Below are 26513 nucleotides of genomic sequence, written 5' to 3'. Positions count from 1 at the left end.
GGGTGGAGCACGTCGAGGTCTTTCGGGATGGTGAGCGTGAAGAACTTCCATCCTCCGGGAGACCTCGACCCCTACCCAGCCAGCGACGCGCTCAACCCACTACACCCTCGTTCGTGAAGAGCCGCCAAAGCACGGGTTTCGTGACCGCGAAGAGCGGAACCTCGGGGCTGGTGGCTGGTCGATAAAACGTTGAAGGCCCCGGATTTTCATCCGGGGCCTTCAACGTTGTTCTGTGCGCGAAGGGGGACTTGAACCCCCACGCCCTTGCAGGCACTGGCACCTGAAGCCAGCGCGTCTACCTATTCCGCCACTCGCGCGTGTTCGATTTCTCGAACGGAACCTTCCGAGCGTATCACGCACACCCGCCACGTAAAAACCAGCCGCTCCCCCCGGGCGCGTACCCCCGGTTCCGCACCCGCAACCCAGCCATTCCGCTCCCGTCAGCACGTTTTGTCTCGCTATGCTCGCTCAAAGGGGGCAGGGTGGTGACAGAGAATCCCCCGAAAGATTCACGAGTTTCGCTGATCCGGGCACCGTTTTCCGGGTGCGTCCAGAGTTAGCGTCTATTCTGTCGGTTAGGTCTGAGACCCGATCCACCATGCCCGAGGAGATCCGTGGGATTACTTGACAGCTTCGAGAAGGGGCTTGAGCGCGCCGTTAATGGTGCCTTCGCTCGCACCTTCCGCAGCGGCATTCAGCCGGTGGAAATCGCCTCCGCACTGCGCCGCGAACTCGACACGCAGGCCGCGGTGGTCCGCCGCGAGCGCATTCTCGCGCCCAACACGCTCGACGTTTTCTTGAACCCTGCCGACCACAAGCGCATGCTGTCGCTGGGTTCGGCGCTTGAGTCCGAACTACTCGAACTCGTTCAGGTGCACGCGAAGAAGCAGGGCTATTCCTTTGCCGGCCCCGTGTCGATCACGCTGCACGCGCGTGACAATGTGGCGACCGGAACCATCAGGGTCGAGTCAGAGACGGCGCAGGCTGCCGACGTGAGCTGGCAGGCAGCCGTCGACATCAACGGTCGCCGCCACCCGCTGACGAAGGCGCGCACCGTCATTGGTCGCGGTAGCGACAGTGACATCACTGTCCCCGATGCCGGCACGAGCCGCAAGCACGTCGAAATTGTGTGGGACGGCGAGCGCGCGATGGCGATCGACCTGGGCTCGACCAATGGTTCCAAGATCAACGGCCAGCGATTCACTAAGACGCCGCTGTCTGCGGGCCAAAGCATTCTTATTGGCGAGACGACGATCACATTCCAGGTGATTCCCAAGTCGTCGCGCCCGTCTCGCCGTGAGCCGGATGCATCAACACGGATCTTCGACGCACGGGAGTACGGTGCATGACTGAACTCACCCTTTTGCTGTTGCGCATCGGATTCTTGGTGCTGCTGTGGTTCTTCATCTTCGCGGTCGTCTACTCGCTACGTGCTGACCTCTTCGGCGTGCGCGCGCGCAAGATGCCCGAGGCTGACACCCCGAAGCCGGTCAAGCCCGTCAAACCTGTCAAGGAGCACCCGAAGCCCGCGGGCGACGCCGCAACGACAAGCACGGTGAGCCGCATCGTCATCACTTCGGGCCCGAAGGCGGGCTTGGAGATTCCCCTCGGCACCGAACCGCTCACGATCGGCCGTTCGCGCGAATCGGGTCTCGTTATTCGCGATGACTTCACGTCCAGCCACCACGCCCGCCTGGTTCTCTGGGGCGAGCAGTGGATGATTCAAGACCTCGACTCCACCAACGGCACGTGGCACGACGGCGACAAGGTGACAAACCCGACGCCAATCCGTGCCGGAGCCCCCGTCAAGGTGGGCGCCACCGTCTTCGAATTGCGGAAGTAACGCATGGCATTCGAGGGCTCGAGCGTCGCGATCTCCCACACCGGTAAGGTCCGCTCCAACAACCAAGACTCCGGGTACGCCGGCGCCAATCTGTTTGCGGTGGCCGACGGCATGGGTGGTCACGCTGGTGGTGACGTCGCGTCGTCCATCGCGATCGCACGCCTCGAATCCCTCGACCGCGCCTTCGCGGCACCGCACGAAGCCGAAGCTGCCCTCCGCGAAAGCATCACGCAGGCCGCGCAAGACCTCATCGAGATGGTCAAGAAGCGCCCGGAGCTTGCGGGCATGGGAACCACGGTCGTCGCGATTGTGATGGTGGATGACTACGCCGTCATCGCGCACATCGGCGACAGCCGAATCTATCTTTTCCGTGATCACGCCCTCACGCAGATCACGACCGACCACACGTTCGTGCAGCGCCTTGTCGACTCGGGCCGCATCACCGACGAAGAGGCGCGCTACCACCCGCGCCGGTCGGTGCTCATGCGCGTGCTCGGCGACATGGATGCCAACCCGGAGATCGACACCTTCGTCATGAAGACGCAGGAGGGAGACCGCTGGTTGCTGTGCTCCGACGGTCTCAGCGGCGTCGTCGACGACGCGCACACCGAAAAGGCCCTCGCGCACGGCTATGCACCGGGTCGCACCGCCGACATCCTCCTCAAGCAGGCTCTCGATGGCGGCGCCCCCGACAACGTCACAATCGTCATGGTCGATGTCGGTGGCGCTCACCAAATGTTCTCCGGAACCCCCACCATTGTTGGTTCCGCCGCTAACCCCATCGGCATCGAGGTTCCGGCCGCGAAGCCGCGCACCAGCTGGCTACACCCGGTGCGCACCGCCGCCAACGAGCCCAGCCACTTCGAACCGGCCGCCGAGTTTCTCGAAGAGGTCATCGAAGAAGACCGCCGCCGTGCGCGTCGCCGCCGGCTGGGCTGGCTCACCGCCTTCATTCTTGTCATCGCAGCCATCGCCGGCGGCCTCTATATGGGCTACCAGTGGACGCAAACGCTGTACTACGTCGGTGCCGATGAAGACTCGGTCGTGATTTTCCAGGGCGTGCAGCAATCGGTCGGTCCGTTCCGCTTGTCGCAGCCGTACGAAGACACCAACATCATGCTCGCCGACCTCACCGACTTTGACCGTAGCCGCGTCGAAGCCACGCTCGGCGCCCGCTCATTGAGCGACGCTGAGGCGATTGTCGATCGCCTCAGCGCATCTGCGGAGGCGAACAAGTGACCGCTCAGGCGCAGAACTCCGATACCGCAGTGCTCAAGGCGCTCCGCAAGATTCGCATGCCGCAAACGCAGCGCAACCGCGAACTCAGGCTCATCATTTTCGCGTTCGTCGTCATCGCGACGGCGATCGTGTTGGTGCAGTTGGGGGCGATCGGAACCATTCAGCCAGACTTCCTGTGGCTCACGGTTCCGATTGCGGTGCTGATACTGGGGCTGCACATTCTGTTGCGCTTCGTTGCCCGCGATGCCGACCCGTTCGTGGTTCCGATCGCCACCATCCTCACGGGCCTGGGCCTCACCATGATCTACCGCATCGACATTGCGGTGGAGAGCTCAGGATGGGAAGCCACCGGCACCCGCCAGGTCGTGTGGACGGTGCTGTCGCTCATTGCCGCGATTGCCGTCGTGGTGTTCCTCAAGAACTACCGCGTGCTGTTCCGCTACACGTACCTGTTCGGCCTCGCCGGTATCGTGCTACTGCTGTTGCCGTTCGTGCCGTTCCTCAACGGTGGCGGCAACGCCGACGTGTGGATCTCCATCGGCGGATTCTTTAGCTTCCAGCCCGGTGAAATCGCCAAGATTTGCCTCGCGATTTTCTTCGCCGGCTACCTCGTGCGCACCCGCGAGAGCCTCGTCTCGACGGGCCACCGTTTTCTCGGCATCACGTGGCCGCGCCCGCGTGAGCTCGGCCCTCTCCTTGTCATTTGGCTCGTGTCACTGGGCACGATCGTGCTGCAGCGCGACCTCGGTACGGGTCTGCTGATCTTCGGCATGTTCGTCGCGATGTTGTACGTCGCCACCGGCAAGACCAGCTGGGTACTGATCGGTGTCGTGCTCGCCGCCGTCGGCGCGTTCTTCGCGTCGCAAGTGTTGCCCTACGTGCACTGGCGCTTCGTGAGTTGGCTCGACGCCTTCAACCCTGATGTCATGAACGCTGATGGTGGTAGCTACCAGCTCGTGCGCGGCCTGTTTGGTATGGCCTACGGCGGACTCTTCGGCCAGGGCTGGGGTCAGGGGCGCCCGCAAGAAACGCCGCTCCCCCAGAGCGACTTTATTCTGCCGTCGCTCGCCGAAGAACTCGGCCTCGTCGGCGTCTTCGCCATTCTCGCGATGTACATGATCTTTGTTAGCCGCGGCCTGCGCATCGGCCTCGCCGGTCAAGACGACTTCGGCAAGCTCCTCGCGACGGGCCTCGCGTTCACGCTCGCACTGCAGGTGTTCATCATGGTCGGTGGCGTCACGCGCGTCATTCCGCTGACGGGTCTCACCACGCCGTTCCTCGCGGCTGGTGGTTCTTCCCTTGTCGCGAACTGGATCATCGTGGCCCTGCTGTTGCGCATGTCTGATGCGGTACGCCGTCAACCTCGGGTGGTGATCGGATGACGAAAGAAGTTCGCCGCCTCAGTGTCGTCATGCTCGTGATGTTCCTCGCGCTCCTGGCCTCCACGACGTGGATTCAGGCGATGGCCGCTGACGAGCTCGCCGCACACCCGCAGAACAAGCGCACCCTTTACGACAGCTACGAAGTACAGCGCGGCGACATCATCCTCGCCGACGGCAGCGTCATTGCGTCGAGCGTGCCGTCTGACGACGTGTTCTCCTTCCAGCGCGTGTACCAGTCCCCCGAAATGTGGGCTCCGGTCACGGGCTACCTGAATCCGGTTATTCAGTCGTCCACCGGCATTGAGTCGGCCGCCAACGATGTGCTCACCGGAACCGACGACAGCCAGTTCTTCGACCGCATTCAGCGCATTCTGTCTGGCCAGGCGCCCCGTGGCTCCTCCGTTCAGCTGTCGCTTGACCCGGTCGCGCAGCAGGCCGCCTGGGATGCCCTGCAGGGCTACCAGGGTGCGGTCATCGCGATCGAGCCGAAGACCGGCCGCATTCTGGCGATGGCGAGCACCCCGAGCTACGACACGAACCTGCTCGCTTCGCACGACTCAGACGCCGTCGAGGCCGCCTACCAAGAGTTGCTTAACGCTGAGGGCGACCCGCTGTTCAACCGTGCCATCGCCGGCAACCTCAACCCTCCTGGTTCCACTTTCAAGGTCGTTGTCGCTGCCGCTGCCATCGAATCGGGCAAGTACACCCCGGCCTCGACGCTGCCGAACCCCGCGACGTACCAGCTGTCCGGTTCAGATCACCTGGTGAGCAATGCGACGGGCGGAACCTGTGGTCCGGGTGCGACGGTGACGATTGCGGATGCGCTGCGGCTGAGTTGCAACGTGCCGTTTGCTGAGCTGGCCGTGAAGCTCGGCGACAAGGCGATTCGTGAGCAGGCCGAAAAGTTCGGCTGGAACCAGTCCATCGATGTGCCGCTCACGTCGACGCCGTCGTTCTACCCGCCGACGCTCAATGACGCACAAACCGCGCTGAGCGGCTTCGGGCAGAGTGACGTCCGTGCGACGCCGCTGCAGGTCGCGATGGTCTCTGCGGCCATCGCGAACGAGGGCATCGTGATGACCCCGACGATGATTGATCGGGTCATTGCACCCGACCTCACCGTTGAGTCAGAGACGGCAGCCACCGAGATCGGTCGCGCCGTCGACAAAAAGACCGCCGAAACATTGGTTTCAATGATGGTCGCCAATGTCGCAAACGGTGCGGCGAGCGGTGCAACAATAGAGGGAATCTCTGTGGCCGGAAAAACCGGTACTGCAGAGAACGACGATCGGCCCTACACGCTTTGGTTTACCGGCTTTGCGCCGGCAGATAACCCGGAGATCGCGATTGCAGTCGTTGTAGAAGACGGCGGCGGTCAAGGCCAATCCGGTTCAGGGGATGAAATCGCGGCTCCCATCGCGAAAAAGGTCATGGAGGCGGTGCTAAACCAATGAGGCCAACACAGGGTGTGACCTTCGGCGGTCGTTACGAGCTCGTATCGCGGATTGCTATCGGCGGTATGGGTGAGGTCTGGGAAGCGACAGATCATGTCATCGGGCGTACCGTCGCGATCAAGATCCTCAAAGACGAGTACATGGGTGACCCCGGGTTCTTGGAACGCTTCCGCGCCGAGGCCCGTCACGCTGCGCTCGTCAACCACGAGGGCATCGCGAGTGTCTTTGACTACGGCGAGGAGGCCGGTAGCGCCTTCCTCGTGATGGAGCTTGTGCCCGGCGAGGCACTCTCAACCGTCCTGGAGCGTGAAGGGTCACTGTCGACCGACAAGACGCTCGACATCATCGGCCAGACCGCTGCCGCCCTCCAGGCAGCTCACGCCGCTGGTCTCGTGCACCGCGACATCAAGCCCGGTAACCTCCTGATCACGCCCGACGGCCGCGTCAAGATCACCGACTTCGGTATCGCCCGTATTGCCGACCAGGTGCCGCTGACGGCCACCGGTCAGGTCATGGGTACGGTGCAGTACCTGTCGCCCGAGCAGGCCTCGGGCCACCCGGCTTCTCCCGCAACCGACACCTACTCGCTCGGCATCGTCGCGTACGAGTGCCTCGCAGGCAAGCGCCCGTTCACGGGTGAATCGCAGGTCGCCATTGCGATGGCACAGATCAACGACGCGCCTCCCGCGCTGCCGCCGACGGTGGCAACACCCGTGCAGAACCTTGTCATGGCGATGATTGCGAAGAAGCCGGAAGACCGCCCGGCATCGTCGGCTGCTGTCGCTCGTGCCTGCGCCGCACTGCTTCGCGGTGACGTTGCCGCTGCCGCCGTTGCCGTGCCGGCTATCGCTGGTGTCACCGCCGGTGCTGCGGCTCCGGTTGACGAAATGACGCAGTTGCTGGGCGGAACCGCGACGCAGATGCTGCCGCAGACGGCGGCTCTCGAGACCCCAACACGGGATCGCTCGGAGCGCTCAAAGCGCAGCCCGTGGCTGTGGCCGCTCATCGCTCTCATTGCTGTGCTGCTCATTGCGCTCGGCATCGCCGTCGCATCGATGATGGGTGGCAATGGCGGCGAGGCCGACCCGACGCCGACCAACACGTCGACGTCAACGCCCACCCCGAAACCCACGAAGACAGCATCGCCACTCGTGGATGTCGACAAGCTCGGCCTCATCGGTATGACGTGTGAAGAGGCGACCGCGAAGCTCGTCGAGAACAAGTTCACCGCCGCGAACGTTTCGTGCGTCGACGGCGTTTCGAACCCGAACGGCGAAGAGGTCGGCACGGTTTACGAGATCGCCCCCGGCGGCAACCTCGCGATCACGTCGACAATCCAGCTCACGGTCTACACCGAGGAAAGCGATCTCACCGCACCCGAGAGCGCCCCCATCTTCCTTCTCGACGGCAACGAGGTTCCGCCCACCGGCGTCACCGAAGGTGATGTCATCACCGTGCGTTGGCTCACCAACTACGCGGGTTGCGGTGCCGGAACGCACACCGGCTTCGACCTCGTGATCGGCGACCAGCGGTTCTCTAACCTCGGCCTTGATGTCACGTCGCAGGAGTTTACGGTTCCTGCGGGCATTACGAGCCTGACGGCATCTCTGTCTGCGGTCTGCCTGGAGAATGGTGCTCCCCGTATCTCTCCCGCGGTGACGGCACAGGTACTCGTCAGCCCGAAGCCCGAACCGGAGCCCGAGCCGTCCGAATCTGCCACTCCGAGCCCTTCACCTTCCGAAGGTGAAGGTGAAGGCGAAGAAACAGGTTCTGGTCAGACTCAGGATGAGCCAAACGGGTAAGGTTGTGACACAGCAGTAGGGGGTTTGCCGTGTCCGATCAGTCGCGTGTTCTTGCGGGGCGCTATCGCGTCGACGCAACCATCGGCCACGGCGGCATGGCAACGGTGTACGAAGGCTTCGATCAGAAGCTGGGTCGCACCGTCGCCATCAAGATTCTCGACAAAGATCTCTCTCGAGACGCGACGTTTCGTACGCGCTTTCGCATGGAGGCGCAGGCAGCGTCGCGCATGTCGCACCCCTCGATCGTGCGTGTCTACGACGCCGGTGAAGATGTCACTGACGGCTCCGTAACGCCGTTCATCGTCATGGAGCTGGTGCGCGGCCGCACCCTCAAAGAGATCATCGCCGAGGCGGGGCCCACGCCCGATGACGCCGTGCACTACGTCTCCGGCATTCTTGAGGCGCTGGAGTACTCTCACCGCGCCGGTGTAATTCACCGCGACATCAAGCCCGGCAACATCATGATCACCGCCGACCGTCGAGTCAAGGTGATGGACTTCGGTATCGCCCGCGCCGTTTCTGACTCGTCGTCGACGGTGGCAGAGACGACATCGATTCTGGGCACCGCCGCCTACTTCTCCCCGGAACAGGCGAAGGGTGAGCCGGTCGATGCCCGAACCGACCTGTACTCCACCGGTGTTGTGCTGTACGAAATGCTCGCGGGCCGCCAGCCGTTCCGTGGTGACTCACCCGTGGCCGTCGCTTACCAGCACGTCTCCGAGACGCCGGTACCGCCCAGCCAGATCGACCACCACATTCCGCGTTCACTCGACGCGGTCGTGTTGCGTGCCATGGCGAAAGACCCGTTCAGCCGGTATCCCGACGCGGCCACCTTCCGTACCGCACTTGTCGGCACGGCGGCAGGCAAGGTTCCGTCGCAGCGCCAGCTCGACCAGCTGACGAACGACCTGTACGGCGCCAACCCCCGAGCAGCGGCTGAGACGGCGCGGAGCCTGCGCCAAATGTCGTCAGACACCGGCACCACGCGCACCCAACAGGGTCCGCCTGTTGCCTGGATTTGGGCAACCGTCGCCGTCATCTCGGTGCTGCTTGTGTCAGTGTTGATTTGGGCGATGTCGTTTAAGTCGGTGGACGGTATGTCAGAGAATTCTCGCGAAGTGCCGTCTCTCGCGAACATGACGTATGACGAGGCCGTAGCAGCACTCGACGAGCTTGACCTGGTTGCCTCTCGTGGCCCCGACGAGTCGAGCTCGAGCGTCGATGAGGGTGACGTCGTGCGCACCGTTCCGGAGGCGGGGTTGACGGTCGCCAAGGGCGAAACGATCACGGTCTACGTATCTTCCGGCGCCTCAACGGTCACGGTGCCGACGCTCGTCGATCTGGCTGAAGAAACAGCTAAGGAGGCCCTCGCGAAGGCCGGGCTCGACTACGGCTCAATCAAGCGTGTCAACAACCCTGATTTGGCGGCCGGCACCGTCATTTCATCGAGCCCCGCAACGGGTGAAGAGGTCGAGCCGGGCACGGTCGTCAACCTTGAAATCGCGACCGGCAAGGTCACCGTCAAGAACTACGCACCGACGTTTACGCTCACGTCGGCCGTTGACGAATTGCAGGGCCCGACGCTCAAGCTCGTGGTTCAGGTACTCGCCGACATCGAGTGCACGGTTGAAGACGTTCCCAAGGTGAAGAGCCAAGATCAGGTCGGCGATGTGCCGATTGGGTCGACCGTGCAACTGCACGTGTGCGTCGGAACCACGATTCCCGAGGGTCTCGGATAGTCAGCTCTGTGACGAGGCTGGGTGGCTAAGCACCCAGCGGTGACAACGTTTGTGCCCGCTGTGGTGCCTCGGGCAAACCTGTTTCTGCGAGCCACGTTGCGAGCATGTCGTAGCCGTGCTCGGTGAGCACGCTTTCGGGATGAAACTGCACGCCGTGAATCGGCAGCGTGCGGTGACGAATCGCCATGATGACGCCAGAGTGTGTGGTCGCCGTGATCAGCAGGTCAGCGGGCAGCGTCTCGGGTGCGATCGCGAGGGAGTGGTAGCGGCCGACGTTGAGCGGCGAGGGTAGGCCGGCGAATACGCTGGCGCCATCGTGGGTGATGGGCGACACCATGCCGTGTTTGAGTTCGGGCGCGTGCGTCACGGTGGCGCCGTACGCGACGGCAATCGCCTGGTGGCCCAAGCAGACCCCGATCAGCGGGGTGCGGGTAACAGCGCACGCCGAGACCACCGCAACCGATGCGCCCGCGTGCTCCGGGGTTCCGGGTCCGGGTGAAATCATCACGCCATCCCACGTCGCGACCTCAGTGGCCACCGTCGCCGGATCTAGGGCATCGGCTTCGACGAGTGTGACGTCGGCACCGAGTTGGCGCAAATACCCCACGAGGGTGTGAACAAAACTGTCGTGATTATCAACGACGAGAATGCGCGACACGCGACGCTATTCGACGGTACTGTCGGGCTGCGGAATCATTTCGGCAACCCAGGGAAACACAAAGTAGTACAGGCCGTAAACGATAGCGGCCGCGCCGATCAGCAGAATCAAGATGCGGATGATTGCGGGGCCCGGAAGCGCGCGCCACAGTGCTGCGTACATATTAGAAACCCACCGCCACGGTCACAGGATCAAGGGAAGCCGGCTCACCGACCGAGCGCGGCGTGAAGTACTCGAACTCGGCGTACCCAATGGCACGCTCGTCCCAACCGTAGCGGGGCGAGCATGTCGTCATCGTGAGGTACTGGCCAATGCCCACGCGGTCAGCCTCGTGGGGCACCGGAGCGAGAACTTCCCCGGCCGAGGGCACCACATACTCGAGGTTACGGAAGCGGTACGTGTACCAACCGTCTTGCGTTTCAACGACCACCGCGTCGCCAGCGCGCATACCGGGCAGGTTCATGAAGGCCCCACCGTGGCTACCGCGGTGACCGGCAACGGCAAAGTTACCAACATCGCCGGGCATCTGTGTCGTCGGGTAGTGGCCGATGGCGTTGATATTGAGACTCTCCCACGTCTCCACGCCGCCGCGCAGTTGCCAGTTGTAGTTGTCGCCGAGACGCGGAATGCGCAGCGCAGCAAACAGCTCACCCGAGCCCGGAGGCGTCATCACCGGTGGTTCGTAGTAGGCCGGAGCGCCATCGTCGGGCAACACCAGCTTGGGTGGCGCGACGGCGTCGTCAGGCAGATCAGCCCACTCTTCGACGGTGGCCGCGCCGAGCTGGTTGCTCTGCTGGCCCTGAATCATGTCGCCGACCCACATTTGCCACGAAACAAACATGAGCACCACGACGCCGGCGGTCAGCATCAGCTCGCCGAGCACGCTCGTCACCGTCGTGCGACGACGCCCTTTACGGCGCCTCGTCTTGCGGTTCGGGTGCGGCTCGCTCACACGCTGAGTGTACAAGACGTGGTTGTGGAGTGGTTGACTGGATAGGATGTGCCTTATGGCACGTGCTTCCAAAAACGATGACGTCGATCCCGCGAACTACGATGCGGCACCGAACCCGGTGTGGTTCAAGCCCGTCATGGTCGGCTTCCTGCTGCTCGGACTCGTCTGGGTCATCGTCTTCTACCTCTCCGGCTCCACCTTCCCGATTCCCGGCATTGGCGGCTGGAACATCGTGATTGGCTTCGGCATCGCGTTCATCGGCTTCCTCATGACGATGCGCTGGCGCTAAGAGTTCTCCACAGCTTCTGTTAACAGCGGTGAATAACATCGGTGTAATTCATCCCCATCTGTGGATAACGTGTGGATGAATCCGGTTTCAAGACGAAAAAGCTGCACCATGGTTCCGCTCAGCTGAACGCCGAAACGAACCTCAGTGCGGGAATGTAGGCGACGCCGACCAACACCACCGTGGTGACGATCAGCAGAATGATCTGCAGAACGCGTTGCGAGCGCTTTCTGGTGCTGTAGTAGATGAGGCCGACGATCGCACCGGCAATCACGCCACCGAGGTGGGCCTGCCACGAGATGCCACCGACAATAAGCCCGTAGACAAAGTTCACGCCGAGGACGACGAGCATGCTCGTGATGTCGCTGCCGAGTCGGCGGGCGATAACCACGAGCGCACCCATCAGGCCGAAGATGGCACCCGAAGCGCCCACCACGAATGAGCCGGGCGCGAGCAGAGAGACGGCGGCGCCACCACCAATCGTGGAGATCACGTACAGCGCGAGGAAGCGCCACGGCCCAATAACGGGTTCGAGGGTGCGCCCGATCATCCACAACGCGAGCATGTTGAAGCCGATGTGGAAGAGGCCGGCGTGCGTCAACGACACCGTGAGGATGCGCCACGGCTGCGGGTAGATCCAGATGGCCTGGTAGCCGAGCGCCGTGTTGACGTCGTTGTGTCCGATGAGCAGCGCGGCGATGTACGCCACAATCGTGACGGCGAGGATGCCGAATGTCACCGGTGTCTTTGACGACACCGGTGACATTGCGACAGATCCGCCTCGCCAGCGGCGTTCGGCCTTCTTCTGCGCCGGGGTGCGGGTCGCCTTCTGCTGCTTCATGCACTCCGGGCACACAACGCCAACGGCGCCCTGTGACTGGCATTCGTGGCACACGGTGCGCAGGCACCGCTGACACATCACAAAGCTCACCCGGTCAGGGTGGCGGTAACAGAAGTTGTCGCTATTGCGCGAGAAGTCGGCCGTCGACACGTCTTTAGACGGCCTGTACGTCGATCGACGAGATGACGACGTCCTGCTTCGGACGGTCGTTGGCACCGGTCGGAACCACGGCAATCGCGTCAACAACGGCGCGCGATGCGTCGTCAGCAACTTCACCGAAGATGGTGTGCTTGCCGGTGAGCCACGGCGTCGGGTCGGTCGTGATGAAGAACTGCGAACCGTTCGTGCCCTCAACAGCGCCGGTCAGGGCGTTGCGGCGCAGGCCAGCGTTGGCCATCGCGAGCAGGTAGGGGTTTGCGAACGTGAGCTCCGGGTGGATCTCATCGTTGAAGTTGTAGCCCGGGCCACCAATGCCCTGGCCGAGGGGGTCGCCACCCTGAATCATGAAGTTCGGGATGATGCGGTGGAAGATGACGTCCTTGTAGAGGGCGCCCTCGCCCGGCTTACCGGTGCGGGGGTCAGTCCACTCCTTCGAACCGTCAGCCAGGCCAACAAAGTTGGCAACGGTCTTGGGGGCGTGGTCGCCGAAAAGGTTGACCACGATGTCGCCGTGGTTGGTGTGAATTGTCGCTACTGCGCTGTGAAGAGCCATGGTTTAATTCTCGCAGAGTTCGCTGAGAAGTCGGCAGTGACCGACAATCTCTTGCGCTGTCGAGGGGGCAACGTGACAAGATGGAGTCGAACTCACAGGTAGGGAGGGCTTCGCGTGAACATCACTCGAAAGCGCAAGAAAGAACTGAAGAAGCTTCAGCAGTCAGCCAACCAGTTGTGGGCTTCGCAGCAGGTACTGCTCGGGGACGCAGCGAATGTTGCTCGTGAGGCTGGTCGCCAGCTCGGCCACTACGGTCGCGAGCAGGTGGTTCCGACCGTGCAGCACGAGTACGAAGAGCGCGTCGCGCCCTACGTCAACCGTGGTGTCAATGCGTCGAAGACTTTCCTCGACAAGCGCGTTGTGCCCGTCGTGGGCGGCGTTGTTGGCACCGCGATCTCGGCTTGGGACGCAGCAAAGACGACGCGCGAGCGCGTATCGAGCGGTGGCCCCGTTTTCACGCTCGCTTCGGCACCCGCCCCGGCACCGAAGAAGGGCACGAGCGCTGGTAGCGTCATCGCGATCATCCTCGGCGTTGGTGCTGCCATCGGCGTGCTGTACGCCGCCTGGCAGACGCTGCGCGCTGACGACGAGCTCTGGGTCGCAGATGACCCGCTGGCAGCTCCTGAGGCGTGATCAATCTCACTGACCATGTCGTTGAGGCTGCGCGTGAGCGCGGCCTCAACGTTCATGTGCAGGAGCGGCCGGCTGCCAACAGCCTGAACGAGGCGGCCGAGCTGCTCGGACTGCAACCGGCCGACATCATCAAGACGCTCGTCGTGAAGCGCTCTGACGATACGTATCTGTTCGCCCTGGTTCGGGGCGACAAGGCCATCTCCTGGCCGAAACTGCGCGCCCTTGTCGGCGTCAACAAGCTGCAGCTACCCGATGCCGCCGCGGCACTCGCCGCCACCGGGTACGAGCGCGGAACCATTGTGCCGATTGGCTCAACAACGGCATGGCCGATCTACGCTGACGAATCGATCGTTGGCCGACGCATCGCGATGGGCGCCGGCGCGCACGGCTACAGCCTGTTTGTCGACGCTGATGACCTCATCGCCGCCTACAACGCCGTCGTCGCGGATATTTCAAAGCCGATCGACTAGCGCTTCTCTCAGTGGCGCAGCCCGTGGTTCCGGCGCTCTCAGCGCACTCGTGGTTCCGCTCGCCGTTTCTAACGCCAGAGACGCGCGGTGCGGAGTGCGTATTCGACGAGGCTGACGCGCTGCGATGGAATGTTGTCGAGATCGAACCAGTCGGCGCGGTCGCTGGAACCATCGATTTCGTTTGTGAGGGTGCCGCCGGTGATCGTGGCCCGGTACACGATGCGCAGGGCTTGCATCGGCACGTCACGGCCCTCAGCGAGTCGTCTCGTGGCGGGAATGACCATCGAGTCCACCCCGAGCAGGTCGCCGATCTCAACGTCGTAGCCGGTCTCTTCGCGCACTTCGCGGATAGCGGTCTCGATGGGGTGCTCGCCGGGATCCATGCCGCCGCCGGGCATTGACCAGGCAGGCCCGCCGGTCCAGTGACTCAACAGCACACGACCAAGGTCATCCTGAATGACGGCATACGCCGCGACGCGCAAATCCATTCGTACATCTTGGCACTGTTCGCGAGGACGCGCATACTGCTTCGTCCGATGGCCTGTGTCATAGAATCACGCCGCGCTCCTCGTCGCCCCAGACGACGGTTGGGGCGAATGGCTGCAGGCTGACCGCGTTCGCGCCGCAGCCGGCACAGCGAACGTACATGACCCACCCTGTCGAGGTGAAGTGACGCGAACGGTGGCGCCATGCGTGCGCGTGTGTGGTTGGTGACGCCTTCTGAGGCTCACGGATCTCTGTGGTTTCGCTCATGGTTCCACCGTGATGTAATGCCCTTATGCATCTCAACCCTTACGGCGAGTACGCGGTCTTGTTAGCCGCCTCGCTCGCCAATGCGTGGCCCGAGACCCGGGAAGACATCGTGGCGCAAACGCGCGAAGCGGGTATGACGGTCGAGTTTGAACCGGGGCACAACGATCACGCAGCAGTGCGGGAGCTTATCGATGAATGGTTGACGGTTGTCGACGCTGCCGATGATCGAACTCGCGCTGACCTTTTGAACGAGCAGATGGCGCGCGCCACCGCATACCCGAGGCTCACCAACCACGACGACGAAGGGTGGCATCTGCACTACCGCGACGACGACGCGCGGTCATTGCCGCAGGTGCTGGCCGCGGTCATCAGCGTGGGCACCGCCCTGCATCTGACCACACGCGGCATGCAGCGGCTGCGTCGCTGCGAGGCCGACGACACCTGCCGGGCTGTGGTGGTCGATGTCACCCGCAATGGCCGGCAACGCTACTGTTCGGTGCGGTGCGCGAATCGTGCCGCCGTGCGGCGCCATCGAGCACGCGCCGCGCGAAAAGCGTGATCCTGACGTGGGTGAGACCTTGCCCCAGAAAAGCAAAAAACCCGGGGTGGAGCCCGGGTTTTTCGTGGAGCCTAGGAGATTCGAACTCCTGACATCCTGCTTGCAAAGCAGGCACTCTACCAACTGAGTTAAGGCCCCGTATTTTGTTTTCAACCCGGTTTCTCAACCGGACTCATTTACTTTATCTGCGCCGTTTCGAATCTGCAAATCGAACGCGGCGCGGGAGTGTCGCTGCGCAGCAGGCAGACTCGCAGAACTCCACCTGACCGGGGGTCGTTGGCACGGCGTTAACCCTGCCGTGACGCCGCATTCATCCGATGTCTCAAGGATAGTCAGGTTCCCTACCCCCGAACCAGGAAAGCCATGACTACTGTTCTGACGTCTCCTTCCGCGCCGCCACGACGGTGGCGCACCATTCTCGGGTCAGCTGGCGCGATCGCCCTCGTCGCCACGCTGATGCCGCTGTGCTCCCCCGCTGCTTCGGCCTACAACGATCCCACCATTATCGACGGCATGGTGCTTGACGACGACGGCGCCTACATCGTCAACGATGTCACCCACACCGAGCTCTCCCCCGGTCTCGACCAGGTCGAGTTCGAGCGCATCGGAACCGATGGGCGCCAACAACTGCAGGTTTTGCGGGTGCAGCTCGCCGACTCGAACCTTGAGGTCGACTACATCGGCAACGACGCCCTCACAAAGCCGGGCACTGTCACCGAATTTGTTAATGGTTCCGGCGCCATCGCTGGCGTCAACGGCGACTTCTTCGACATCAACAATTCTTCTGCTCCGCTCGGCACCGCAATCACGCGCCAGAGCGGGCTCATCAAATCGCCAGATTCAGGCCGCAACGCCACCGCCGGATTCACCGCTGATGGCCTCGGAGCTGTCGTGCAGGTCATGCTTGAAGGTGCGGTAACGACGCCGAACGGCACACTGCAGCTTGCCGGTATCAACCGTGTGGGTGGCGACGCCGCATCGGTCATCGTCTACAACAGCCACTGGGGTACCGCGAGTCGTGCCCGCAGTATTCCGGCCGGGAAGAGCGGAACCGAAGTGATCATCGGAACCGATGGTCGCGTTGCGCGCATCTCTGCGTCGCCCGGATCAGACCAGTTGGCAGACGGCGAACAGGCACTCGTGGCACAGAACGGCCCGGTTGCCGACGCGCTTCGTGCGCTGTCGATCGGTGACGCTGTGAGCGTTGACTACCAGCTCAATGACGAGGCTGCCGACCTCGTAGCCGGCATCGGCGGACACGGTGGCAGCGATCCCATCATGCTTACCGACGGTGTGGTTGCCTCCGCCACGAGCGACCTGATGAGCGCGCGTCACCCGCGCACCGGCGTCGGTTTCTCTGAAGACGGCCGCACCGCCTACTTCGTGGTGGCCGACGGCCGCCAATCACAAGCCGCCGGCCTCACGGTTCCGGAGCTCGGCGAACTCATGGTCGATCTCGGTGCTTGGGATGCCATCAACCTCGACGGTGGTGGCTCTTCGCAAATGAATGCGCGACAGCCTGGTGATGCCACCGCATCAATCCTCAACTCGCCGTCAGACGGCAACGAGCGCCAAGACGCCAACGGCCTGGGAATCTTCTTGCGCACCGAAGGCTCCCTCGACCCCGCGTGGGTTGACGTGCGCACCACGATCGAGCTGGGCGATGCCGTTCGTGTCTTCCCCGGCCTCACTCGCACGATCTCTGGTGTTGGCGTCACGGAGAACGGCGGGGTCGCCACGAACGGCGCACTGTCGTGGGCGTCGACGAGCGGTTCTGTTTCGGTGACGAGCACGGGCGACGCGACGGCTGTTATCACCGGTGTGACCCCCGGAACCGACACGATTGCTGCCAACGTTGACGGTGCAGTGGGTGAGCTAGCGGTATCGGTTCTCGGCGACCTGGAACGCATTTCAGCATCGAGCACGCTGATCTCGTTCAAAGGTAAAGACGATGTGCGTACGCTGTCGATCATTGGCCACGATGCCAACGGATACCAGGCGCCCATCGACCCGGCCGACATCACCGTAACCGGTGCTGACGAGAGCCTCCTGTCATTCACACCCTCCGCCGACGGTAGTTTCGACGTCACCGCGATTGGTGAGCTCGGGAGTTCTGCTGTGACCTTTAGTGTTGCCGGTCAGAGCGTCGTGGTTCCGATCACGGTGGGTTTGAACGAGATGCTCTTCACTGAGCTCGATGACGCGGCCGACTGGAAGTCGGGCAACGACCGTGCACCCGGTGGTTCCGTGGTTCCGGCCCCTGGCCACGATGGCGACAACGGCCTCACACTGACGTACGACTTCACGCAGTCCACGGCGACGCGTGGCCAATACGCCATTGCCCCCGGCACCGGCATTGAGTTGCCCGGCCAACCGCAAAAGCTCACGATGTGGATCTACGGTGACGGTCAGGGCGGCTGGCCGCGCTTGCAGTTCAAGCAGGGCAGCGGCGCGACCGCAAACCTCGATGGGCCGCACATCACGTGGGAAGGGTGGCAGCGTGCCGAGTTCGATGTTCCCGCGGGCGTGACATACCCGCTCACGTTCCAGCGGTTCCGTCTCATGGAGACGGGTGCTGCGCGATCATATTCCGGCGAGATCACGATCAGTTCGCTGGCGGTTGCTGTTGCGCCCGACGTGGAGATGCCAACGCCGACGATCGTCGAAGACCCGGTCATCGTGGCTGACGGCGCGACGGATGCGGCACCCCTGCGTATCGCCGTGATGAGCGACGCACAGTTCGTCGCGCGCAACCCCGACAGCGACCTCGTTGCCGGTGCGCGACGCGCACTGCAGGAGATCGTTGCCGCCGATCCTGACCTCCTCGTGATTAATGGTGACCTGGTTGACGAAGCATCGCCAGAGGATTTCGAGCTTGCCAAGCGCGTTCTGGATGAGGAGCTTGCCGGCACCGACTTCCCGTACTACTACGTGCCGGGAAACCACGAAATCATGGGTGGCGCGCTGGAAAACTTCCAGTCGGCGTTCGGCTCGAACTTCCAGACCATCGACGTGCAGGGCACGAAGATTGTGATGCTTGATTCGTCGACCGGTGCTCTGTTCGGCAAGCCTGCGCAGCTGGAGATGCTGCAGAGCGCGCTGGCGGATGCCACGGCAGATGCATCGACGACCGGCGTGATCGTTTTCCAGCACCACCCGCTGGATGACCCGCTCGCGACCAAGTCGAGCCAGCTCTCGAACCGTCTCGATGCCGCGCTGCTGCGCGATTGGATGGAAACCTTCCGCGAAACAAGCGGAAAGTCGATCGCCTTCATGGGTTCTCACGTTGGTGTCTTCCACGCCACCCGTGAGGACGGCATTTCGTATCTTGTCAACGGAAACTCGGGCAAGGGGCCGGCGGGCTCGCCGTTCGGCGAGTTCACCGGTTGGACGATGCTGGGTATCGACCCGGGGGATGGCCTGTGGAAGCAAGCGGCATCAAGCCGCGCTGCGGACGACGGAAGTTGGCTGGGCACCGAAGTACAGGCGCGCGTCGACTCGATCGCTCTCGCTGACGCCAACTCCGAACTCGCTGCCGGCGACGCTGTCGCGTTTACTCCGACCATTGCCCAGCCGGGCGATGACGCCGTTGATGTTGCCTGGCCAATGAGCTGGAGCTGGAGCGGATCGAAGGGCGTCTTCGTTGGCGCGGTTGCGAATGCTCCTGCTGACGCCATCGCCGTCATCGATCCGCAAACCCACGTATTCACCGCACTCACCGCCGGTGAGGCGTCGGTATCTCTCACTATCAACGGCGTAACCGAAACGCGCACGTTCTCCGTGACCGGTGGTTCGGACTCTGGGGGATCCGATGGCTCGGACGGAAATGGCTCCAGCGAGGGCGAGAACCCGGGTGATGGGTCCGACTCTGGGGCATCCGATGGCTCGGACGGAAATAGCTCCAGCGAGGGCGAGAACCCGGGTGATGGGTCCGACTCTGGGGCATCCGATGGCTCGGACGGAAATAGCTCCAGCGAGGGCGAGAACCCGGGTGACGGAGGAACCGGTGGTTCGGCGGGCGACGGAACCGCAAAGCCCGGTGCCGGTGAATCTGACGATCTGAGCGTGACGGGTTCCGCGCCGTCGCTGATCGCAGTGGTGGGCGGCTTCATGCTGCTCGCCGCTGGCGGCATTGCCTTCTGGCGTAAGCGTCGCACTCTGAACGTCGAGTAACGCGACAGGGCACGAAACGGGGTCGGGTACCAGTTAGTTGGTGCCCGACCCCGTTTCGTGTCATAGGCCCCGCACGGAGCCAACGCAAAAGGCCAAGTGAAGATCACTTGGCCTTGTTGGTGGGGCTACCAGGACTTGAACCTGGGACCTCTTCATTATCAGTGAAGCGCTCTAACCACCTGAGCTATAGCCCCGTTTCGAACTACGTTCGCAACCTCATCGAGATTACCCGATCGGAACGAGAATCGCGAATCGAGACGAGCCTGCCAGAAAATTAGTCCGATCACGTCGGCGATTCTCTTTCGCGGCAGAAAAACAACGCAGGCCCTGGCTTTCGCCAGGGCCTGCGTTGGGTGCGTCAGATTACTCCCACTTCACCACGAGGTCGTCGCCCGAGATGTCGATAACCGGGCTCTTCGAACCGCCGAACGACCAGATGTCGCACAGGCCGGTCTGACCCGACGTGTCGGTGCACGTCGCGGTGAGCTCCGGGTAGAACGACTCCCACGTCGTGATCAGCAGCGGGTTGTCGTAGTCGAAGTCAAGATCCATCGAGTCAACGCCGCGCCATTCGGAGTCGTCCAGTGTGCGCGTGACGGTTCCGTCTTCAACGGTTTCGCCACCGTCGAGCGTTGCCGGCACGTCCATGCCACAGCTCGAAACGAGCGTCTTCTCGGCGATGCAGCTCTCCAGCGACTTGCGAACAGCGTCACGGATCGCCGTGTCAGCCTCGGTCGTCAGCGCGAACTCAAGGTCCCACAGGCTCGTCGAGTAGTCGTAGGGAATGAACACGGTCGTGCCTTCGAACGCAATGCGGTCGTTGGCGCTCGTGAATTCATACTGAATCGGGAAGGCGTAGGAGTCGCTCGCCTTGAGCTCGACCTCCTGGCCGTTGATGAGCGGCTGCAGCTTTGCGAGCTCATCCGTCACCGAGAACTGACCCAGCGTGTACTCGCTGATCTTGTAGTTCTTGCCCGACTTACGCACCGAGAAGTCCATCGAGATTTCTTCTTCACCAACCATGAAGGTTCCGGTGATGTTGTAGTCGTCGGTGCCCTCAACTTCGATGTCAGTGATCGGCGCAGCCTTCAGGGCTGCGTCGACAACCTTCTGGTCAGCAAACGCGCTATCGATCTTCTTCTCGAGGTAGCTATTCGCGGTCTTGACGTCGCCCTCAGCGAGAGCGTCAAGGAAGGCCTGAACGGCACCGGGAGCGGAGTCAGCCTTCGGCTTGTCCTTGTCCTTATCGGCGTCTTTGTCTTTGTCAGCGTCCTTATCGGCGTCCTTGTCAGAACCGCCGTTGTCGTCAGCCGTCGTCTCTTTGTCATCCTTCGCCGCAAACGGACCAGCCGTGAATGCCCAGATGGCAGCACCCGCGATAGCGAGCGAGGCGACGGCGGCGATGATGATCCACATCAGGTTCTTCTTGTTGGAGTCACCCGAGTTTCCCGGGCCACCGTACGGCGGCATACCGTTGCCACCGAAGCCACCAGCGTTGTTCTGTCCACCGAAGCCAGGGGTGCCGGGAGCGGAACCATAGGGCTGCTGGCCGGGAGCACCACCGAAAGCGGGCTGGCCAGGAGCGCCACCAAACGGCGGCTGCGCGGGCGCGCCACCAAACGGAGGCTGAGCGGAACCACCAAACGGCTGCTGTGCGCCGAACTGTCCGCCAGCAGGCGGCGCCGGCGGAATTACCTGCGTCTGAGCGGTCGTCGGAACCGGGGATGCCGGCGGCACGGGCGGCATCGGCGTTGTCGGCTGGTTATCTTCCCAGCCCTGCGGTGGCTGCGGTGGAAGATTCGAATCAGACATGGGTCCCCCTAGGACATGATGCGAGAAAGTAGGTCTAGCTTACGACTTCACAGCTCATGCTTAAGAAATACAGCGAGGCCCCGGCAAATACCGGGGCCTCGCTCAGCTGTCTTTGAGTAACAGCGAAATGACTAGTTGGAGCTGAATCCGATCAGGAGTCCGCCCGTCACCTTGACGGCCATGTTGTACAAACCAGCAATAACAGCGCCCATGACGGTCGTCACGATCAGGTTCAAAATCGCGATGACGGCGGCCGCTGCCATGACACGCGGCAGCGTCAAGTACTCGGCAATCTTCAACTCACCGTCAGAAATGGTTCCGACGAGGTTGTCGACGTCAGCAATCATGTTCGTCGCGTTCAAAACCGTGTAGATCATGAAGAACGACACGAGCGTCACGATCGCGATCGCAATGCCTGCCAGGAAAGACAGCTTTACCGCCGACCAGAAGTCGATGTAAACAACCCGCAGGCGAACCTGCTTTGACGTGGTCTTTCGGCTCGACTTCTTGGCGAGCTTGTCAGCTACGGTGCTCATGCTTCCGTGCTCTCCTCCGGGTTTTCGGTCGAGTCAGTGGTCGACTCTTCGTTCTCATCACCCAGGCCTCGTTCGCTGTTTCGGGCGATCGCCAGGATGCGGTCGTCGTCGGCAGCGCGAGTGAACACAACACCCATGGTGTCGCGGCCCTTAGCGGGCACCTCGGCCACGGCAGAGCGTACCACCTTGCCGCTGGCAAGAACCACCAAGACCTCGTCGTCCTCAGCGACGATCAAGCCGCCCGCAAGTACGCCACGATCTTCGGTCAGCTTGGCGACCTTGATGCCGAGACCACCACGGCCCTGAACACGGTATTCCGACACGGCGGTGCGCTTCGCGTAGCCGCCCTCGGTGACGACGAAGACGAAGCTGTCGTCTTGCACCACCGATGCCGACAGCAGCGAGTCACCATCACGGAACTTCATGCCGCGCACACCCTCGGTCGCGCGACCCATGGGGCGCAACGTTTCATCCGAGGCTGTGAAGCGCACCGACATACCGTGGCTCGAGATGAGCATCAGGTCGTCGTCGCTGTCAACGAGCAGCGCACCGATCAGTTCGTCTTGCTCACGCAGACGAATAGCGATGATGCCGCCCTGACGGTTGGTGTCGTAGTCGGTCAGACGTGTTTTCTTGATGGTTCCTTCGCGGGTCGCGAGCACGAGGTACTCGGCGGCCGCGTAGTCCTTAAGGTCAAGAATCTGGGCAACCTGCTCGTCGGGCTGCAGTGCCAGCAGGTTCGCGACGTGCTGACCCTTCGCGTCGCGGCCGGCTTCCGGAATCTCGTACGTCTTGATGCGGTAGACGCGACCCTTTGTCGTGAAGAACAGCAACCAGTGGTGCGTCGTCGTCACGAAGAAGTGCTCAACCAGGTCATCGGCGCGCAGCTGCGCACCCTTAACGCCCTTGCCGCCGCGGTGCTGCTGGCGGTAGTTGTCACTGCGCGTGCGCTTGACGTAGCCGTCACGGGTAACCGTGACGACCATCTCTTCTTCCGGAATGAGGTCTTCGATCGACATGTCGCCGTCGAAGCCGTGCAGGATGTGCGTGCGACGGTCGTCGCCGAACTTGTCTACGATGCCGGTGAGCTCTTCACCGATGATGGTGCGCTGGCGCTCAGGCGACGCGATGATGTCTTTGTAGTCAGCGATACGCAGCTCGAGTTCGGCTGCCTCATCGACGATCTTCTGACGTTCCATCGCGGCCAGGCGACGCAGCTGCATCGACAGAATGGCCTCTGCCTGATCACTGTCAATGTCGAGAAGCTGCTGCAGCCCCTCGTTTGCCTCTTGCGTCGTCGACGAACGACGAATCAACGCGATGACCTCGTCGAGCGCGTCGAGTGCCTTCAAGAACGCAGCCAGAATGTGCATGCGCGCTTCAGCCTTGGCCAGGCGGAACTGCGTGCGGCGCACAATCACTTCGATCTGGTGCGAAACCCACAGCGAAATGAACTGGTCAAGCGTCAGCGTGCGCGGCACACCGTCGACGATGGCCAGCATGTTGGCGCCGAAGTTCTCCTGCAGCGACGTGTGCTTGTAGAGGTTGTTCAGCACAACCTTCGCGACGGCGTCACGCTTGAGCACGACAACGAGGCGCTGACCGGTACGGTCACTCGTCTCATCGCGAATGTCGGCGATACCGGTGACTTTGCCCTCACGAGCGAGGTCACCAATCTTGACGGCAAGGTTGTCGGGGTTGACCTGGTACGGCAGCTCCGTGATCACGAGGCACGTGCGGCCCTGAATCTCTTCGATATTGACGACGGCACGCATCGTGATGGAGCCGCGACCCGTGCGATACGCGTCGCGGATGCCCTTGGTTCCGAGAATCTGCGCGCCCGTCGGGAAGTCGGGGCCGTGCACGCGCGCCAGCAGCGCTTCAAGCAATTCTTCACGCGAAGCGTCGGGGTTCTGCAAAGCCCACAGTGCACCCTCGGCGACTTCGCGCAGGTTATGCGGCGGAATGTTGGTCGCCATACCGACGGCAATACCGACGGAACCATTGACCAGCAGGTTGGGGAAGCGCGCCGGGAGAACGGTCGGCTCTTGCGTTTCACCGTCGTAGTTCTCCTGGAAGTCAACGGTGTCTTCTTCGATGTCGCGCACCATTTCGAGCGCGAGCGGAGCCATTTTGGTTTCGGTGTATCGCGGGGCGGCGGCGCCCATGTTTCCGGGAGAACCGAAGTTGCCCTGACCGAGTGCCAGCGGGTAGCGAAGCGACCACGGCTGAACCAGACGCACGAGCGCGTCATAAATCGCCGAGTCGCCGTGCGGGTGGTACTGACCCATCACTTCACCGACGACGCGGGCGCACTTGGAGAATTTCTTGTCGGGGCGGAAGCCACCGTCATACATCGCGTAAATTACGCGACGGTGCACTGGCTTCATGCCATCGCGCACATCGGGCAACGCGCGGCCGATGATGACGGCCATGGCGTAATCCAGGTACGAGCGCTGCATCTCCAGCTGAAGATCAACCTGGTCGATCTTGCCGTGGTCGTGTTCGGGGGTCTGATCCGGACGTTCTTCGTCAGTCATATCGATGTCGTTTCTTGTTCTTCAGTCTCGGAATCAGATGTCCAGGAAGCGGACGTCCTTGGCGTTGCGCTGAATGAAGTTTCGTCGCGACTCGACGTCTTCACCCATCAACACCGAGAAAATTTCATCGGCAGCGGCAGCGTCATCGATGCTCACCTGACGGAGGGTTCGCGTCGTGTGATCCATCGTGGTCTCCCACAGCTCCTTGGCGTTCATCTCGCCCAGACCCTTGTAACGCTGGATGCCGGCGTCCTTCGGAAGTCGCTTGCCGTTTTCCAAGCCGTGCTTCAGCAGTGCGTCACGCTCAGCGTCGGAGTACACGTACTCGTGCTCAGCGTTCGACCACTTCAGGCGATACAGCGGGGGCATCGCGAGGTACACGTAGCCGGCTTCAATGAGTCCGCGCATGAAGCGGAACAGCATCGTCAGCAGCAGCGTCGTGATGTGCTGGCCGTCGACGTCAGCATCGGCCATCAGCACGATCTTGTGGTAGCGCGCCTTGTCGATGTCGAAGTCTTCACCGATACCGGTACCGAAGGCCTGAATCATGGCCTGAACTTCGCGGTTGGCGAGTGCCTTGTCGAGGCGAGCACGCTCAACGTTAAGAATCTTGCCGCGCAGCGACAGGATCGCCTGCGTGTGCGGGTCGCGACCGGAGACGGCGGAACCACCTGCCGAGTCACCCTCAACAACAAAGATTTCCGAGATGGACGGATCTTTGCTCGTGCAGTCCTTGAGCTTGTCGGGCATCGCGGCCGACTCAAAAACGCTCTTACGACGTGCGGTTTCACGCGCCTTACGAGCAGCCATGCGAGCGGTTGCCGCGTCGATCGCCTTCTTGATGACATTCTTGGCCTGCTCGGGGTTGCGGTCGAACCAGTCACCGAGCTGATCGCCGACAACCTTCTGAACGAATGCCTTCGCTTCGGTGTTACCGAGCTTCGTCTTGGTCTGACCCTCGAATTGCGGTTCGGAGAGCTTCACCGAAATAACGGCGGTGAGGCCTTCACGGACGTCATCACCGGTGAGGTTGTCGTCCTTCTCCTTGAGCAGGTTCTTGGCACGCGCGTACTTGTTGACGAGCGTCGTCAGCGCAGCACGGAAGCCTTCTTCGTGCGTACCGCCCTCGTGCGTGTTGATCGTGTTCGCGTAGGTGAAGACGTTTTCGGAGTACGACGTCGTCCACTGCATGGCGACCTCAAGCGAAATGTCTTTGCCGTCACGGCCGGTGTCTTCTGCCTCGAAGTCGATGATGACGTCGTTGACGACCTCCGCCTTACGCACGCGGTTGAGATACTCGACGTAGTCAACCAAGCCACGCTCATAAAGGAAGACATCCGACGGCTGAACCTGCACGATGGTTCCGTCTTCTTCCTGCGTTTCGTAGCGCGAAGCCTCGCGCTCATCACGCAGCGCGATACGCAGACCCTTATTCAGGAACGCCATCTGCTGGAAGCGGGTACGCAGCGTCTCGTACTCGAAGTCGACCGTTTCGGTGAAGATTTCCGGGTCTGGCCAGAACGTAATCGTGGTTCCGGTTTCTGTGGTCTCTTCTTCCTTGCGGAGGGCGCCGACCGGGTTTCCGCCCTTTTCGAACGTCATGCGCCACGCGTTGCCCTGGCGCTTGACCTCAACCTCGAAGCGAGTGGAGAGCGCGTTCACAACAGACGAGCCCACGCCGTGCAGACCACCGGAGACGGCGTATCCGCCGCCGCCGAACTTACCGCCGGCGTGCAGAATTGTGAGCACGACCTCGACCGTTGACTTCGACGGGTCGGAGGCGTGCGGGTCAACGGGGATACCGCGACCGTTGTCGACGACGCGCACGGCGCCATCGGGAAGAATCGTCACATCGATGTTGTCGGCGTGGCCGGCGAGGGCCTCATCCACCGAGTTGTCGACGATTTCGTACACGAGGTGGTGCAAACCGCGCGGGCCGGTGGAACCGATGTACATACCGGGGCGCTTGCGGACGGCTTCGAGGCCCTCCAGGATTTGAATAGCGTCGGCACCGTAGTCGCCTGGGACGGCATTCTTCCCCTGCGGGTTAGTCGTTTCCGGCTGTTCTTCAGGGGTATTCGACGTCATCGCTACTAGTGCTCCGAATCTGAGTTAGTCAGCGTTCAGTC

At 62.3% G+C, this 26513-nt stretch carries 22 protein-coding genes and 3 tRNA genes; 12 read left to right on the top strand and 13 right to left on the bottom strand.

Features of this window, described 5'->3' with window-relative positions; translation table 11 throughout:
* Positions 1-233: 233 nt before the first annotated feature.
* Positions 234-317, bottom strand: a tRNA-Leu gene (locus ACQUSY_RS11210).
* A gap of 297 nt (positions 318-614) precedes the next feature.
* Here ACQUSY_RS11210 and ACQUSY_RS11205 point away from each other — a divergent pair.
* The 7 genes from ACQUSY_RS11205 to pknB are packed head-to-tail and all read left to right on the top strand — an operon-like array spanning position 615 to position 9459.
* Entirely contained in the window at positions 615-1349 is a 735-nt protein-coding gene (locus tag ACQUSY_RS11205) for an FHA domain-containing protein (protein ID WP_428904565.1), read from the top strand.
* On the top strand, positions 1346-1843 hold the full coding sequence (locus tag ACQUSY_RS11200) for an FHA domain-containing protein FhaB/FipA (protein ID WP_428904564.1): 498 nt from the start codon (positions 1346-1348) through the stop codon (positions 1841-1843). The genes ACQUSY_RS11205 and ACQUSY_RS11200 overlap by 4 nt, the downstream gene beginning before the upstream one ends.
* Positions 1844-1846: 3 nt before the next feature.
* A complete protein-coding gene (locus tag ACQUSY_RS11195; protein ID WP_428904563.1) occupies positions 1847-3082 on the top strand; it encodes a Stp1/IreP family PP2C-type Ser/Thr phosphatase in 1236 nt (411 codons plus the stop codon).
* A gap of 56 nt (positions 3083-3138) precedes the next feature.
* Positions 3139-4464: an FtsW/RodA/SpoVE family cell cycle protein gene (locus ACQUSY_RS11190; RefSeq protein ID WP_428904566.1), complete on the top strand. Its 1326-nt coding sequence runs from the start codon at positions 3139-3141 to the stop codon at positions 4462-4464.
* Positions 4461-5918 (top strand): peptidoglycan D,D-transpeptidase FtsI family protein, encoded by a 1458-nt coding sequence (locus ACQUSY_RS11185; RefSeq protein ID WP_428904562.1) that lies wholly within the window; start codon positions 4461-4463, stop codon positions 5916-5918. The genes ACQUSY_RS11190 and ACQUSY_RS11185 overlap by 4 nt, the downstream gene beginning before the upstream one ends.
* Positions 5915-7720 carry a protein kinase domain-containing protein gene (locus tag ACQUSY_RS11180; protein WP_428904561.1) on the top strand — a complete coding sequence of 602 codons (1806 nt, stop codon included), beginning with the start codon at positions 5915-5917 and terminating at the stop codon, positions 7718-7720. The genes ACQUSY_RS11185 and ACQUSY_RS11180 overlap by 4 nt, the downstream gene beginning before the upstream one ends.
* A 29-nt stretch (positions 7721-7749) precedes the next feature.
* The gene (gene pknB / locus ACQUSY_RS11175; protein ID WP_428904560.1) at positions 7750-9459 is read left to right on the top strand and encodes a Stk1 family PASTA domain-containing Ser/Thr kinase; all 1710 of its coding nucleotides are present in this window, start codon (positions 7750-7752) and stop codon (positions 9457-9459) included.
* Between the two features lie 25 nt (positions 9460-9484).
* On the opposite strand, the gene ACQUSY_RS11170 is transcribed toward pknB, so the two are convergent.
* Genes ACQUSY_RS11170 through ACQUSY_RS11160 form a run of 3 tightly spaced genes read right to left on the bottom strand, consistent with a single transcriptional unit; the run spans position 9485 to position 11069 of the window.
* Positions 9485-10117, bottom strand: coding sequence for an anthranilate synthase component II (locus ACQUSY_RS11170; RefSeq protein ID WP_428904559.1), 633 nt, complete (start codon positions 10115-10117; stop codon positions 9485-9487).
* A 6-nt stretch (positions 10118-10123) separates the two neighbouring features.
* Positions 10124-10279, bottom strand: coding sequence for a hypothetical protein (locus ACQUSY_RS11165; RefSeq protein ID WP_428904558.1), 156 nt, complete (start codon positions 10277-10279; stop codon positions 10124-10126).
* Between the two features lies 1 nt (position 10280).
* A complete protein-coding gene (locus tag ACQUSY_RS11160) occupies positions 10281-11069 on the bottom strand; it encodes a class E sortase (protein WP_428904557.1) in 789 nt (262 codons plus the stop codon).
* Positions 11070-11124: 55 nt separating this feature from the next.
* On the opposite strand from ACQUSY_RS11160, the gene ACQUSY_RS11155 reads away from it, so the two are divergent.
* Positions 11125-11358, top strand: a complete 234-nt coding sequence (locus ACQUSY_RS11155; RefSeq protein ID WP_428904556.1) for a cell division protein CrgA — start codon at positions 11125-11127, stop codon at positions 11356-11358.
* A gap of 118 nt (positions 11359-11476) precedes the next feature.
* On the opposite strand, the gene ACQUSY_RS11150 is transcribed toward ACQUSY_RS11155, so the two are convergent.
* The gene (locus ACQUSY_RS11150) at positions 11477-12196 is read right to left on the bottom strand and encodes a rhomboid family intramembrane serine protease (RefSeq protein WP_428904555.1); all 720 of its coding nucleotides are present in this window, start codon (positions 12194-12196) and stop codon (positions 11477-11479) included.
* A 154-nt stretch (positions 12197-12350) separates the two neighbouring features.
* Positions 12351-12908, bottom strand: coding sequence for a peptidylprolyl isomerase (locus tag ACQUSY_RS11145; protein WP_428904554.1), 558 nt, complete (start codon positions 12906-12908; stop codon positions 12351-12353).
* A gap of 114 nt (positions 12909-13022) precedes the next feature.
* Between ACQUSY_RS11145 and ACQUSY_RS11140 the strand changes: the two genes are divergently transcribed.
* Positions 13023-13541, top strand: a complete 519-nt coding sequence (locus ACQUSY_RS11140) for a DNA helicase (protein WP_428904553.1) — start codon at positions 13023-13025, stop codon at positions 13539-13541.
* On the top strand, positions 13538-14011 hold the full coding sequence (locus ACQUSY_RS11135) for an aminoacyl-tRNA deacylase (RefSeq protein ID WP_428904552.1): 474 nt from the start codon (positions 13538-13540) through the stop codon (positions 14009-14011). Before ACQUSY_RS11140 ends, ACQUSY_RS11135 begins: the two co-directional genes overlap by 4 nt.
* A 68-nt stretch (positions 14012-14079) precedes the next feature.
* On the opposite strand, the gene ACQUSY_RS11130 is transcribed toward ACQUSY_RS11135, so the two are convergent.
* Positions 14080-14499, bottom strand: coding sequence for an NUDIX hydrolase (locus ACQUSY_RS11130; protein ID WP_428904551.1), 420 nt, complete (start codon positions 14497-14499; stop codon positions 14080-14082).
* A gap of 290 nt (positions 14500-14789) precedes the next feature.
* Here ACQUSY_RS11130 and ACQUSY_RS11125 point away from each other — a divergent pair, with 290 nt between their 5' ends.
* The gene (locus tag ACQUSY_RS11125; RefSeq protein WP_428904550.1) at positions 14790-15323 is read left to right on the top strand and encodes a CGNR zinc finger domain-containing protein; all 534 of its coding nucleotides are present in this window, start codon (positions 14790-14792) and stop codon (positions 15321-15323) included.
* A 65-nt stretch (positions 15324-15388) separates the two neighbouring features.
* On the opposite strand, the gene ACQUSY_RS11120 is transcribed toward ACQUSY_RS11125, so the two are convergent.
* Positions 15389-15461 (bottom strand) — tRNA-Ala (locus tag ACQUSY_RS11120).
* A 225-nt stretch (positions 15462-15686) separates the two neighbouring features.
* Between ACQUSY_RS11120 and ACQUSY_RS11115 the strand changes: the two genes are divergently transcribed.
* Complete coding sequence (locus ACQUSY_RS11115; RefSeq protein ID WP_428904549.1) at positions 15687-19496, top strand: phosphodiester glycosidase family protein; 3810 nt, start codon at positions 15687-15689, stop codon at positions 19494-19496.
* 117 nt (positions 19497-19613) lie between these two features.
* Here ACQUSY_RS11115 and ACQUSY_RS11110 read toward each other — a convergent pair.
* From ACQUSY_RS11110 to gyrB, 5 genes are all read right to left on the bottom strand, one after another.
* Positions 19614-19690: transfer RNA gene (locus ACQUSY_RS11110), tRNA-Ile, on the bottom strand.
* A 169-nt stretch (positions 19691-19859) separates the two neighbouring features.
* Positions 19860-21308 (bottom strand): single stranded DNA-binding domain-containing protein, encoded by a 1449-nt coding sequence (locus ACQUSY_RS11105; RefSeq protein ID WP_428904548.1) that lies wholly within the window; start codon positions 21306-21308, stop codon positions 19860-19862.
* 131 nt (positions 21309-21439) lie between these two features.
* Positions 21440-21844: a DUF3566 domain-containing protein gene (locus ACQUSY_RS11100; RefSeq protein ID WP_428904547.1), complete on the bottom strand. Its 405-nt coding sequence runs from the start codon at positions 21842-21844 to the stop codon at positions 21440-21442.
* The gene (gene gyrA / locus ACQUSY_RS11095; RefSeq protein ID WP_428904546.1) at positions 21841-24384 is read right to left on the bottom strand and encodes a DNA gyrase subunit A; all 2544 of its coding nucleotides are present in this window, start codon (positions 24382-24384) and stop codon (positions 21841-21843) included. Before gyrA ends, ACQUSY_RS11100 begins: the two co-directional genes overlap by 4 nt.
* Positions 24385-24417: 33 nt before the next feature.
* Entirely contained in the window at positions 24418-26472 is a 2055-nt protein-coding gene (gene gyrB, locus ACQUSY_RS11090; protein WP_428904545.1) for a DNA topoisomerase (ATP-hydrolyzing) subunit B, read from the bottom strand.
* Positions 26473-26513: the final 41 nt, after the last annotated feature.

It is taken from the genome of Microbacterium daqui (genome assembly GCF_050408675.1).
Classification (GTDB): domain Bacteria; phylum Actinomycetota; class Actinomycetes; order Actinomycetales; family Microbacteriaceae; genus Microbacterium.
The sequence above is the reverse complement of the archived record's forward strand: the minus strand, read 5'-3'. Positions and strand labels throughout refer to the sequence as shown.